Raw genomic sequence first — 12721 nt, 5'->3', positions numbered from 1 at the left:
CGAAGCGCCCAACCGGGCTCAGCGGCGCGGGGGCCTCAGCAAGGTCGCGGGGGCGATACCTCCAAGCCGGTCTTCCATGGCGATCGTCCAGCGGATGGCCGGGGCGTCTATCATGCGCGCGAGAGGCGTGACGCCGGCATGGACGACCCATTGGCTGACCGTATGCGCAAGCGCATGAAGGGGCGCGTCGGGATCGCGGTGCGACGCGGCATGGTCGTGAAGTATGACGACGGCATGGATGGCATCTTCATCATGCACCATGGCGCTATGCCAACCCGACAAGCCGATCAGCCCGGACACCGCCAGCAAAGCCAGCGCAGCGCTCAGAAAGACGGATCGGACGTGACGGGTCGCCATGAAAACGAGCATGTCCTGCCGGACTGGTTGAGGCAAGCCCGCCGCGATCTTCGATCCCGCAGGATCGCCTGCCACGAGGCCGTTATTTGGCAGATCGTTCCGCCATAGCCATGGGGCATGGCCGCAAGTTGACGCGCGCCGCCGTCACGGGAAGGGCGGCACGCGTCGTGTTTTCAGGGCCTTATCCAGCGGGCCGGTCCGACGGGCTGGCGAGTATCGGAGCGGACTTCACGACCTCCGCCCGAGGGGCGATCACCGGATTTATGCCGTCGCGCCGCCGTCGATGTTGAGCGTCGTGCCGGTGATATAGCTCGCATCCGGTCCGGCGAGGAACGCGACCGCGCCTGCAATCTCCTCGACCTTGCCGTATCGGCCGAGCGGGATTGCTTGCAGCACCTGCCCCGCAAACTCGCTGTCGGCGGGGTTCATGTCGGTGTCGATCGGCCCCGGCTGCACGGTGTTGACCAGGATGTTGCGGGACGCGAGGTCCTTGGCCCAGCCGCGCGCCAGTGCCGCCACCGCTGCCTTGGTCGCGCTGTAGACCGTGGTCGCGGGGAAGGCCATTTCGCCCGAGATGCTGCCGATCAGGACGATCCGGCCGCCGTCGCGGAGATGCGGCAGCGCCGCGCGGGTGCCGACATGGAGGCCCTTCACATTGACGCCGAACTGGCGGTCGTAGGTCTCGTCGGTATCCTCGGCGAGCGTCGAGAATTCGGCGACACCGGCGTTGTGGACCAGGATGTCGATCCCGCCCAGGGCCGCGGCGGCCTGTTCGACGCCCGCGCGCTGCGAGGCCGGATCGGCGGCATCGGCCTGGAAGGCGAAGGCGGTGCCGCCCGCGCGCTCGATCGCCGCCACGGTCTCGTCGGCCGCTGCCTTGTTCCCGGCATAGGTGATCGCCACGGCCGCGCCATCCGCCGCAAGCCGCTTGGCGATGGCCGAGCCGATACCGCGCGATCCGCCGGTGACCAGCGCTGTCTTGCCTGTAAGGGACATGTGCATTCTCCAAAAACTGGGCCCGCGATCACGATGTCGTGCGCTGTCGGCAGGCGGGAGATGGGGTCACACTTCAACTGTTCAATAATCCCGAACTATTAAATCTACCGTGGCGCCCTATATCTGTCGCATGCCCCGCTTCACCCATCCCCGGCTGGAGGACGTTCCGCTCGATCTGGCGCTGCATGCGCTGGCCGATCCCAATCGGCTGGCCATGGTGGCGCGTCTCGCGGCGACCGAACGGCTGAGCTGCTCCGACGCCGCCCCGTGCGAGTCCATCCCGAAGAGCACGCTGTCCAACCATTTGAAGCTGCTCCGCGCGGCCGGGCTGATCGAGACGACGCAGGCGGGGCGCGAGATGATCAACACGCTGCGCCGCGCCGAATTCGACCGGCGCTTTCCCGGCCTGCTCGACGCGGTGCTCGCCAACCGACCGGCCTGATTACCCGCCGATCGCGTCGAGTTCGGCCACTGCATCCTCGGGCAGCGTCAGCGATGCCGCGGCGAGGTTTTCATGGAGGTGCGCTACCGACGAGGTGCCGGGGATCAGCAGGATGTTGGGCGAGCGCTGGAGCAGCCAGGCGAGCGCCACCTGCATCGGCGTCGCCTTGAGCCGCGCCGCCACGTCGGACAACGCCGCCGACTGGAGCGGGCTGAACCCGCCGAGCGGGAAGAAGGGCACATAGGCGACGCCCTCCGCCGCCAGCGCGTCGATAAAGCGATCGTCGTCGCGGTGGGCGAGGTTGTACTGGTTCTGAACGCCGACGATCTCGGCGATGTCGCGGGCTTCCTCAAACTGCCTCGGCGTCACGTTGCTGAGCCCGATATGGCGCACCAGCCCCTGGCGTTGCAGGTCCGCGACCGCCCTTAGCGGCGTGGCGAGCGACCCTTCCGCCGGACCGTGGACGTCGAACATCAGCCGCAGGTTGACGACGTCGAGCGTCTCCAGCCCGAGGTTCGTCAGATTATCCTCGACCGCGCGGGCCAGTTCGTCCGCCGCGAACGCGGGCAGCCAAGATGCATCGTCACCACGCCGCGCACCGATCTTGGTGACGATCAGCAGGTCGTCGGGGTAGGGGGACAGCGCTTCGCGGATCAGCCGGTTGGTGACGTGCGGGCCGTAGAAGTCGCTCGTGTCGATATGGTTGACCCCGGCCTCGACGGCAGCGCGCAGGACGGCGAGCGCCGCATCATGGTCGCGCGGCGGGCCGAACACGCCGGGGCCGGCGAGTTGCATCGCGCCATAGCCGAGCCGCTTCACGGCGCGTCCGGCGAAGGAATAGGTGTCTGCCTGGTCGATCGTCATCGTTATTCTCCTATGCTCGCCTTGAGATACGGCTTGCGGATCATCGCGATAAGCTGGAGTGGTCCGTACGGGCTGTACGGAAAACCGAACGATGAAGGCGGACCTTGCCGATCTCAACGCGTTCTTGGCGGTGGCGCAGGCGCGCGGCTTTCGCGATGCGGCACGCACCGTCGGGTCGAGCGCCTCGACGCTCAGCGAAGCGGTGCGGCGGCTGGAGGCGCGGTTGGGCGTCCGGCTGCTCCATCGCACCACGCGCAGCGTTGTGCCGACCGAGGCGGGGACGCGGCTGATCGAGCGGCTGGCCCCGGCGCTGGGCGAGGTGGAGGCGGCGCTCGACGTCGTGAACCTGTTCCGCGACCGCCCGGCGGGCACGCTCAAGCTCAACGTGCCGGTCAGCGCGGCGCGGCTGGTGCTGCCCGCGATCCTGCCCGGCTTCCTGGCCGCCTATCCTGACATCCAGGTCGAGATCGTCGCCGAGGACGGCTTCGTCGATATGGTGGCGTCGGGCTGCGACGCGGGCATCCGCTATGACGAGCGGCTGGAGCAGGACATGATCGCGGTGCCGATCGGCCCGCGTACCCAGCGTTTCGCGACGGCGGCGGCACCCGCCTATCTGGACGCGCGGGGTAGGCCGAGCCATCCGCGCGATCTGCTGGGTCATGCCTGTCTGGGTGGCCGCTTCACCAGTGGTGCGCTGACCAGTCCATGGGAGTTCGAGCGGTCCGGCGAGATCGTGCGGGTCGAGCCGCAGGGACCGCTGATCGCCAGCGTATCCGGCGCGGCGGACCTGTTGGTGGATGTGGCGGTCGCGGGCGGCGGGATCATTCACCTGTTCGAGGACTGGCTCGCGCCGTCGCTGACAAACGGCACGCTCGAGCCGGTGCTGCCCGACTGGTGGCAGTCCTTCTCCGGCCCATTCCTCTATTATTCGGGCCGCCGTCTGGTGCCGCCACCGCTGCGGGCGTTCCTCGATTACATCCGTACCTAAAGCATCGCGAGTGGTTCGGGACCGTGTGGGGGAGGAAAGAGCCTGTCGAGCCGGTGCAACTCGGCATCGGACAGGGTGAGGTCCAGTGCGGCGCGGTTGTCCCGCACATGCGCGACCGATCCGGCCTTGGGGATGGGCAGGACGCCGTCCCGCGCCAGCAGCCAGGCCAGGGCGAGCTGCGCGGGCGTGACGCCGCGCTCCCTGGCCATGGCGGCAAGCTCGGGATGCGCCAGCAGGCGGCCTTGCTCGACCGGGCTATAGGCCATGACGGGCATGCGATGCTGCGCGAGCCAGGGGATCAGATCATATTCCGGACCGCGCCGGGTCAGGTTGTAGAGGATCTGGTTCGTTTGGCAGCGTTCGCCGCCACTCGCGACGAGTTCCGCCATGTCGTCCGTGTCGAGGTTGCTGACGCCCCAGCGCAAGATCTTGCCCGCCGCGACCAGCCGCTCCATCGCCTCGACCGTCTCGGACAGCGGCACATTGCCCCGCCAGTGCAGCAGGTACAGGTCGAGTCGGTCGGTGCCGAGCCGGTCGAGGCTCGCCTCGCAAGCCCGCTGAAGCCGATCGCGTGAGGCATTTTGCGGATAGGCCTTGCTGACGAGGAACACCTCATCGCGCAGGCCCGCTATCGCCTCGCCGACGAGGCGCTCGGACTCGCCGTCGGCGTACATCTCGGCGGTGTCGATCAGGCTCAGGCCGAGCGACAGCCCCTCGCGCAGCGCGGCGATCTCGTCGGATCGGCGGGCGGCGTCTTCGGCCATCATCCAGGTGCCCTGGCCCAGCGCGGGGACGGTCGTACCGTCGGGAAAGCGGATCGTCTTCATGCGGCGGTCAACGTCCGCCCGGTGAGATGGTGCCGCTGGAGGAAAGCAAGGAGCAGGGACCGGGCTCTCCCTTCAATCGTTCAGCCAGTCCGCCGTGATCACGCCGCTATGTCCTTCCGGCGCCAGCGCGGCGCGCAGGGCTTCCAGCAGCGGCGGCAGCGCCTGGGTGAAGGCATAGGGCGGATTGACTATGAAGAGGCCCGCGCCGTTATAGATGCCGGGCTGATCGGCATCGTACAGCCAATGTTCCACCGACAGGAATTTCGGGATGCCGAGCCTCCGCAGCTGGTCCTTCCAGCGCTGATGCGTCGCGCGGTCTTTCAGCGGATACCAGATGACCGTCACGCCATGGGCCCATTTGCGGTGCGCCGCGGCGAGGGTCGCGGTGATGCGGGCGCGTTCGTCGGTCTGCTCATAGGGCGGATCGACCACCACCACGCCGCGACCGGTGCGGGTCGGCAGCATCGCCAGCCAAAGCTCATAGGCATCGCGCTCATGCACGGCCGCAGGCGTACCGCGCATCGCACCGCGTAGCGCACGGGCATCCTCGGGATGCTTTTCGTTGAGGATCAGCAAGTCCTGCGGGCGCAACAGCTGCGCCAGGAATTGCGGCGAGCCGGGGTAGAGGTGTGGTTCCGCCCCGTCATTCACCGCCTGCACGGCGGCGCGATAGTCGTCCAGCAACGGATTCGGATCGGCAAAGGCCCGCACCACGCCCTGGGCGGCCTCGCCGGTGCGTTGGGCCTGCTCGCCACCGAGGTCGTAGAGACCGCAACCGGCATGGGTGTCGGTCAGGGTCAGCGCACCCTGTTTCTGCTGCAAGGCCCGGACAAGGGCGATCAGCAGGCTGTGCTTCACGACATCGGCGCTGTTGCCGGCATGGAAGGAATGGCGATAATTCATGGAAATCCAAAACTCTGCCGAATGGCCCTCATGCGATCTGCCGTACGGGAAGGCCGATCGCAAGACGATGGCGGCAACCCACCCGCAGCTCGTATGAGCCGGGCGGATGCCGTCAAGTCGCCTCCGGGCAAAGCCTCAAATCAGGTTTCGCGGTCGGCGGCAACCGGCAACGGGCAGGGGCGTCGCACGCAATGCCGCCTGCCGTCCGCCAGACAGCGTCATCGCTCCGATTTGCCCGGCGGAGAAACCTCCTCGAACGCGCCCGGCGCGATCCCGGCGACGGACCAGTCGCCGATTGACCAGCGGACCAGCCTCAGCGTGGGCAATCCGACCGCCGCCGTCATGCGCCGCACCTGCCGGTTGCGGCCTTCGCGGATGGTGATCTTCAGCCAGCTGTCGGGGATCGACTTGCGCTGGCGGATCGGCGGATCGCGCAGCCACAGGTCCGGCGCGTCGATGCGCGCGACCTCGGCAGGCAGGGTCATGCCATCGTTGAGCCGGACGCCCCGCCGCAGGCCCTCCAGTTCCTGGTCCTGCGGATCGCCTTCGACCTGCACCAGATAGGTCTTGGGCATCTTGAAGCGGGGATCGGCAATGCGCGCCTGCAGCCGCCCGTCATCGCATAGCAGCAACAGGCCCTCGCTATCCCGATCGAGCCTTCCGGCGGGATAGACACCCTTCACCGTGATGAAGTCGGACAGGGTCGCGCGGACCGTCGGCGATCCGCGGTCCGTGAATTGCGATAGGACCCCGAAGGGTTTGTTGAACAACAGCAGGCGGCTCATCCCGCGCTCATATCGCCGGGCTGCGGCTTTGTCTTCTGGCGCAGGGCGCCGCCGGTCTACGCGCGCGCGCCGTGTCGCAAATCTTCGGGGCGTGCGGCGCACGCATCCCGGCGGCGGGGCGGGCGAGGCATCATCCTGCCCAAAGCGTCGGGGGGAGCTTGGACATGATGACCTTGGACAGTTGCGGGGAGGACGCTGGCGTTCCGTTCTTCGGCGGGGCGCTGCGGGACGCCGACCCCGCCGTCGCTGCGGCGATCGAGGCGGAATGGGTGCGCCAATCCGACAAGCTGGAACTGATCGCGTCGGAGAATATCGTCTCGACGGCGGTGCTTCAGGCGCAGGGTTCGGTCCTGACCAACAAATATGCCGAGGGTTATCCGGGGCGCCGCTATTATGGCGGGTGCGAGCATGTCGATGTGACCGAGCAGCTCGCCATCGACCGGGCGTGCGCGCTGTTCGGCGCGCGGTTCGCCAACGTCCAGCCACATTCCGGCGCCCAGGCCAATATGGCGGTGCAGTTCGCACTGCTGAAGCCCGGCGATACGCTGATGGGGATGAGCCTGGCGCATGGCGGGCATCTGACCCATGGCGCGGCGCCGACCTTTTCGGGCAAGTGGCTGAACGCGATTCCCTACGGCGTGCGCGAGGAGGATCAGCGGATCGACTATGACGCGGTCGCCGAGCTGGCGCGGGATTATCATCCCCGGCTGATCATCGCGGGCGGCTCTGCCTATCCGCGCCAGATCGATTTCGCGCGGTTCCGGGCGATCGCGGACTCGGTCGATGCGGTGTTGATGGTCGACATGGCGCATTTCGCCGGACTGGTGGCGGGCGGTGTCCATCCCAATCCGCTGGACCATGCGCATGTCGTCACGACCACGACCCACAAGACGCTGCGGGGACCGCGCGGCGGCCTGATCCTGACCAATGACGAGGCGCTGGCGAAGAAGGTCAACTCGGCCATCTTCCCCGGCATCCAGGGCGGCCCGCTCGAGCATGTCATCGCGGCCAAGGCGGTCGCGTTCGGCGAGGCGCTGCGCCCCTCCTTCCGGGACTATGCCCGGCGCGTCGTGGAAAATGCCCAGGCCCTGGCCGCCGCGCTGGCCGCGAACGGCTACACCATCGTGTCCGGCGGCACCGACACCCATGTCGTGCTGGTCGATCTGAGGCCCAAGGGTCTGACCGGCAAGCGCGCCGAACAGATCCTGGATGCCGCCGGCATCACCTGCAACAAGAACGGCATCCCGTTCGATCCGGAGAAACCCGCCGTGACATCTGGTATCCGTCTCGGGAGCGGCGCGCTGACCAGCCGTGGCTTCGACGTCGCCGCCTTTCAGCAGGTCGCGCGGCTGATCAACCGCATCCTCGACGCGGCCTCCGCTGGGGACGTGCCCGACGCGCTGATTGAACAGACACGGGGCGAGGTGGTCGCGCTGTGCGCCCGCTATCCGATCTACGCGACGTCGCGCAGCTGAGGCCGGGAAAGGGAGGGGGACGATGCAGCGCTTTTCCGCATTCTCGCTATTCCGGCAGGGGCTCGGCGGTCACAAGGGGTGGAAGCCGCAATGGCGCAACGCCAGCCCGAAGCCATCCTATGACGCGATCATCGTCGGCGGCGGCGGGCATGGACTGGGTGCGGCCTATTATCTGGCCAGCCGGTTCGGCATCCGGAATGTCGCGGTGGTGGAGAAGGGGTGGATCGGCGGCGGCAATACCGGGCGCAACACGACGATCATCCGCTCCAACTATCTTTTCGACGAGAGCGCCGCGCTCTACGACCATGCGTTGAAGATGTGGGAGGGGTTGAGCCAGGAACTTAACTACAACGTCATGTTCTCGCAGCGCGGCGTGATGATGCTGGCGCACAACATCCACGACGTGCAAGTCTTCAAGCGGCACGTCCATGCCAACCGGATCAACAGCGTCGACAATGAGTGGCTGACGCCGGAGGAGGCCAAGGCCTTTTGTCCGCCGCTGAACATCTCGCCCGACATGCGCTATCCCGTGCTGGGCGCCGCGTTGCAGCGGCGGGGCGGCACCGCACGGCACGATGCGGTCGCCTGGGGCTATGCCCGCGCCGCCGACGCGCTGGGCGTCGACATCATCGAGAATTGCGAAGTCACCGGCATCCGCCGCGATGCGGCCGGTGCGGTGACGGGCGTGGAAACCACCCGCGGCTTCATCGGATCGAAGCGCATCGGCGTCTCGGCGGCGGGGCATACCAGCGTGGTGCTGGGCATGGCGGACGTGCGGCTGCCGCTGGAAAGCTATCCGCTGCAAGCCCTGGTGTCGGAGCCGGTGAAGCCGATCTTCCCCTGTGTCGTCATGTCCAACACCATCCACGCCTATATGAGCCAGTCCGACAAGGGCGAGCTGGTGATCGGGGCGGGGACCGATGCCTATACCAGCTATACGCAGCGCGGCGGCCTGCACATCGCCACGCACACGCTGGAGGCGATTTGCGAGCTGTTCCCGCAGTTCCGGCGGATGCGGATGCTGCGCAGCTGGGGCGGGATCGTCGACGTGACGCCCGATCGCTCGCCGATCATCGCCAGGACGCCGGTGCCGGGCCTGTACGTCAATTGCGGCTGGGGCACGGGCGGGTTCAAGGCGACGCCCGGCGCCGCGCATCTTCTGGCCTACACCATCGCGCGCGACGAGCCGCATCCGATCAACGCCCCCTTCACGATCGAGCGATTCCGCGACGGCCAAATGATCGACGAGGCGGCGGCCGCCGCCGTCGCCCACTGAGAGGCGCGACCATGCTTATCATCCCCTGTCCCTATTGCGGCGAGCGGCCCGAGCTGGAATTCAGCTATGCCGGAGAGGCGCATATCGAGCGTCCGGCACGGCCGGCCGAGCTGAACGATGCGGAGTGGAGCACCTATCTCTATACCCGTTCCAATCCCAAGGGGCGACATGCCGAGCGCTGGCGTCACGTCCATGGCTGCGCCCGTTTCTTCAACGCCATCCGCGACACGCGGACCGACGCGTTCGTCGCGACCTACAAGGTCGGCGAACAGCCACCGGAGGGAGAGCGGGCATGACGACCGGCGATCATCGCATCGTGGGAGGCCGCGTCACCACCGGACGCCCGCTGCGCTTCACCTTCGACGGGAAGGAGTATACGGGGCAGGAGGGCGACACGCTCGCCTCGGCATTGCTGGCGAACGGCGTGCACCTGGTCGGGCGGTCGTTCAAATATCACCGGCCGCGCGGCATCATGGGCGCAGGCGCGGACGAGCCCAATGCGCTGGTCGGCATTCGTCGCGACCGGGCACGCTATACCCCCAATCTGCTGGCGACCCAGGTCGAACTCTATGACGGGCTGGATGCGGTCAGCCAGAACCGGTACCCGAGCCTCGAACATGATCGCATGGCGATCAACGACCGGCTGTTGAGCCGCTTCATTCCGGCCGGCTTCTACTACAAGACGTTCATGTGGCCCAAAAAGGCGTGGGACCGGCTGTACGAACCGCGCATCCGCGAGGCGGCGGGGCTGGGCGTCGCACCGTCCGAGCCCGATCCGGATCACTATACGCAGCGTTACGCGCATTGCGACGTGCTGGTGGTAGGCGGCGGACCGGCGGGGATCGCGGCGGCGCGGCAGGCGGCGGAGGCGGGCGCGCGGGTGATGCTGTGCGACGATCGCCCCCGGATCGGCGGATCGCTGCTGGCGGCGGCCGACACCATGATCGACGGGCTGTCGGCGACGGAGTGGCTGACGCGGGAGTTGGCGGCACTGGCCGCGTTGCCGGGCGTCACGCTTTTGCCGCGCACGATCGCCTTTGGCTATTATCCGCACAACTGGATCGGGCTGACCGAGAAGCTGACCGATCATCTCGCGAACCCGGCCGAGGGCATGCCGCGCGAGCGGCTGTGGCAGGTGCGCGCACGCCAGGTCGTGCTCGCCACAGGTGCGATCGAGCGGCCGCTGGTCTTCCCCGACAATGACCGGCCCGGCATCATGCTGGCGGACGCCGCGCGCACCTATCTCCAGCAATATGGCGTCGCGGTCGGGCAACGCGTCGTCATCGTCGGGGCACACGACAATGCCTATCGCGTCGCGCACGAGATGGCGGCGGCGGGCGTGACGGTCGCGATGGTCGCGGACATTCGCCCGCCGTCCGCCGCATCGGGGGCGGCACAGGCGGCGGGGCTGCCGGTCGCGACCGATGCCAGGATCGAGGGCACGACCGGCGGCCTGCGGGTCGCGTCCATCACCATCACCGCGCAGGGCAAGACCGTTCGTCACGACTGCGATGCGGTGCTGATGGCGGGCGGTTTCACGCCCAGCGTCCACCTCTTCTCCCAATCGCGCGGAAAGCTGGCCTGGGACGAGGGGCTCCAGGCCTATCTGCCCGACGTCTCGGCCGAGGCGGAGCGGTCGGCAGGCGCGTGTCGGGGCCGGTTCGCGCTGGCCGAGGCACTGGGCGACGGCATCGCGGCGGGGCGGGACGCCGCGTCGGCGGCGGGCTTTACGGCGTCAGGCCCGGCCGTGCTTCCCATGGTCGCGCTGCGCCATGCGCAAGGCGAGGGTGGCCATATGGGCGCGGCCCCGACGTCGCGCGATCTGGGCAAGGCCAAGGCGTTCGTCGACTGGCAGAACGACGTCACCGCCCGCGACATCCTGCTGGCGACCCGCGAGGGGTTCCTGTCGATCGAGCATGTCAAGCGCTATACGACGACGGGCATGGCGACCGACCAGGGCAAGCTGTCCAATATCAACGCGCTGGGCATCGTGTCGGAGGCGACGGGGCGGTCGATCCCGGAGATCGGGCTGACCACCTTCCGCTCGCCCTATACGCCGGTCACGTTCGGCGCGCTGGCGGGCCATGCGCGTGGCGACCTGTTCGATCCGGCGCGGATCACCGCGATCCACGACTGGGCCAGGGAGCAAGGCGCGGCGTTCGAGGATGTCGGCAACTGGCGCCGCGCGCATTACTTCCCGCGTCCCGGCGAGGACCTGCACACCGCCGTCGCGCGCGAATGCGTGGGCGTAAGGCGGAGCGTCGGCATCTTTGACGCCTCCACCCTGGGCAAGATCGAGATCGTCGGGCCGGATGCGGCGGAGTTCATGAACCGCTTCTTCGTCAATGCCTGGACCAAGCTGGGCATCGGCAAGTGCCGCTATGGCGTGCTGCTGCGCGAGGACGGCTTCGTGATGGACGACGGCGTGGTCGGGCGGCTGGCGACGGATCGTTTCCATGTGACGACGACCACCGGCGGCGCGGCGCGCGTGCTGGGAATGATGGAGGATTATCTCCAGACCGAATGGCCGGACCTGAACGTCTGGCTGACCTCGACGACCGAGCAATGGTCGGTGATCGCGGTCCAGGGCCCGAAGGCGCGCGAGGTGATCGCGCCGCTGATCGAGGGGCTGGACATATCGGCCGCCGCCTTCCCGCACATGAGCATCGCCGATGCCCGCATCTGCGGCGTGCCGATGCGGCTCATGCGGGTCAGCTTTACCGGCGAGCTGGGTTTCGAGGTGAACGTGCCGAGCGGCTATGGTCGCATGGTCTGGGAAGCCATATGGGAACGCGGCAAGGCGTTCGACATGGTGCCCTATGGCACCGAGACGATGCACGTCCTGCGCGCGGAAAAGGGCTATATCATCGTCGGACAGGAAACCGACGGGACGGTCACGCCCGACGATGTCGGCCTGTCCTGGGCGATCGGCAAGGCGAAGCCCGATTTCGTCGGCAAGCGCTCGCTCGCCCGTCCCGCGATGACGGCGTCCGATCGCAAGCAGCTGGTCGGCCTGAAGAGCCTGGACGGTCGGACGGTGCTGGAGGAGGGGGCGCAGATCGTGGCGCCGTCCGCCGCCACGACGCCGATCGGGCATGTCACCTCCGCCTATCGCAGCGCCGTACTGGACGCGCCGATCGCGCTGGCGCTGGTGCGCGGCGGCCGCCAGCGTCTGGGCGAGACGCTCCACGTGCCCATGCCGGGCGGGCCGATCGCGGTCGAGATCGTCTCCCCCGTTTTCTACGATCCGGAAGGCACCCGCATCGATGTGTGATCTCTCCCCCGCTTCGCCTTTCGCGGCCGGTAGCGAGTCGGTTCGTCCGCTGGGCCATTTCGGCCGCGCCGTGCTGCGCTGTCCGGCGGCGACCCTCGATCTGGTCGCCGAACGGCTCGGCATCGTCCTGCCACGCGAGGCATGCCGCTCGGCGATCGAGGCGGATGTCGCGGCCCTTTGGCTGGGGCCGGACGAATGGCTGCTCCTGGCGGCGGATGCGCGCGATGACTGGGTGGCGACTCTCCAGGCGCGGCTGGGCGATGCCGTGTGTTCGTTGGTCGATGTCAGCCATCGGCAGGTCGCGCTGGAGATTGCGGGCGGGCGCGTGATGGCCGAGACACTGTTGGCGAGCGGCTGCGCGCTCGACCTGTCGCTTCGCGCCTTTCCGGTCGGGATGTGTACGCGGACCATGTACGACAAGGCGGAAATCATCCTCTGGCGCCGCGCGCCGGACCGTTTCCATCTCGAGACGTGGCGGTCCTTCGCGCGCTATGTCGAGGGGCTGCTCCACGTCGCGGAGACCGAGGCGTAGGC

Annotated in this window: 13 protein-coding genes; 8 read left to right on the top strand and 5 right to left on the bottom strand. The window is 68.0% G+C overall.

Annotated features, from left to right (window positions below):
* The first annotated feature begins 138 nt into the window (after positions 1-138).
* The gene (locus QE360_RS15770; RefSeq protein ID WP_309703050.1) at positions 139-465 is read left to right on the top strand and encodes a hypothetical protein; all 327 of its coding nucleotides are present in this window, start codon (positions 139-141) and stop codon (positions 463-465) included.
* Between the two features lie 153 nt (positions 466-618).
* Here the strand turns inward: QE360_RS15770 and QE360_RS15765 are convergent, their stop codons facing one another.
* On the bottom strand, positions 619-1353 hold the full coding sequence (locus QE360_RS15765) for an SDR family oxidoreductase (RefSeq protein WP_309703049.1): 735 nt from the start codon (positions 1351-1353) through the stop codon (positions 619-621).
* 130 nt (positions 1354-1483) lie between these two features.
* Between QE360_RS15765 and QE360_RS15760 the strand changes: the two genes are divergently transcribed.
* On the top strand, positions 1484-1795 hold the full coding sequence (locus tag QE360_RS15760) for a metalloregulator ArsR/SmtB family transcription factor (RefSeq protein ID WP_309704203.1): 312 nt from the start codon (positions 1484-1486) through the stop codon (positions 1793-1795).
* Here QE360_RS15760 and QE360_RS15755 read toward each other — a convergent pair whose 3' ends face one another.
* Positions 1796-2659, bottom strand: a complete 864-nt coding sequence (locus QE360_RS15755) for an aldo/keto reductase family oxidoreductase (RefSeq protein WP_309703048.1) — start codon at positions 2657-2659, stop codon at positions 1796-1798.
* 91 nt (positions 2660-2750) lie between these two features.
* Here QE360_RS15755 and QE360_RS15750 point away from each other — a divergent pair, with 91 nt between their 5' ends.
* A complete protein-coding gene (locus QE360_RS15750; RefSeq protein ID WP_309703046.1) occupies positions 2751-3647 on the top strand; it encodes a LysR family transcriptional regulator in 897 nt (298 codons plus the stop codon).
* Here the strand turns inward: QE360_RS15750 and QE360_RS15745 are convergent.
* From QE360_RS15745 to QE360_RS15735, 3 genes are all read right to left on the bottom strand, one after another.
* On the bottom strand, positions 3644-4474 hold the full coding sequence (locus tag QE360_RS15745) for an aldo/keto reductase (protein ID WP_309703044.1): 831 nt from the start codon (positions 4472-4474) through the stop codon (positions 3644-3646). The genes QE360_RS15750 and QE360_RS15745 overlap by 4 nt on opposite strands.
* 72 nt (positions 4475-4546) lie before the next feature.
* The gene (locus tag QE360_RS15740) at positions 4547-5377 is read right to left on the bottom strand and encodes a 23S rRNA (adenine(2030)-N(6))-methyltransferase RlmJ (RefSeq protein WP_309703042.1); all 831 of its coding nucleotides are present in this window, start codon (positions 5375-5377) and stop codon (positions 4547-4549) included.
* Between the two features lie 218 nt (positions 5378-5595).
* Positions 5596-6162 (bottom strand): pseudouridine synthase, encoded by a 567-nt coding sequence (locus QE360_RS15735; RefSeq protein ID WP_309703040.1) that lies wholly within the window; start codon positions 6160-6162, stop codon positions 5596-5598.
* Positions 6163-6329: 167 nt separating this feature from the next.
* On the opposite strand from QE360_RS15735, the gene glyA reads away from it, so the two are divergent.
* The 5 genes from glyA to QE360_RS15710 are packed head-to-tail and all read left to right on the top strand — an operon-like array spanning position 6330 to position 12719.
* On the top strand, positions 6330-7637 hold the full coding sequence (gene glyA, locus QE360_RS15730) for a serine hydroxymethyltransferase (RefSeq protein ID WP_309704201.1): 1308 nt from the start codon (positions 6330-6332) through the stop codon (positions 7635-7637).
* A 22-nt stretch (positions 7638-7659) separates the two neighbouring features.
* Complete coding sequence (locus QE360_RS15725) at positions 7660-8913, top strand: sarcosine oxidase subunit beta family protein (RefSeq protein WP_309703038.1); 1254 nt, start codon at positions 7660-7662, stop codon at positions 8911-8913.
* A gap of 11 nt (positions 8914-8924) precedes the next feature.
* Complete coding sequence (locus QE360_RS15720; RefSeq protein WP_309703036.1) at positions 8925-9209, top strand: sarcosine oxidase subunit delta; 285 nt, start codon at positions 8925-8927, stop codon at positions 9207-9209.
* Positions 9206-12187, top strand: coding sequence for a sarcosine oxidase subunit alpha family protein (locus QE360_RS15715; RefSeq protein ID WP_309703034.1), 2982 nt, complete (start codon positions 9206-9208; stop codon positions 12185-12187). Before QE360_RS15720 ends, QE360_RS15715 begins: the two co-directional genes overlap by 4 nt.
* Positions 12180-12719, top strand: coding sequence for a sarcosine oxidase subunit gamma family protein (locus QE360_RS15710; RefSeq protein WP_309703033.1), 540 nt, complete (start codon positions 12180-12182; stop codon positions 12717-12719). Before QE360_RS15715 ends, QE360_RS15710 begins: the two co-directional genes overlap by 8 nt.
* The last annotated feature ends 2 nt before the right edge of the window (positions 12720-12721 follow it).

The sequence above is a fragment of the Sphingomonas sp. SORGH_AS_0789 genome, assembly GCF_031453055.1.
In the GTDB taxonomy this organism is placed as follows: Bacteria; Pseudomonadota; Alphaproteobacteria; order Sphingomonadales; family Sphingomonadaceae; genus Sphingomonas.
Note: the sequence above shows the minus strand (reverse complement) of the source record. Positions and strands in the feature narration are given on the sequence as shown.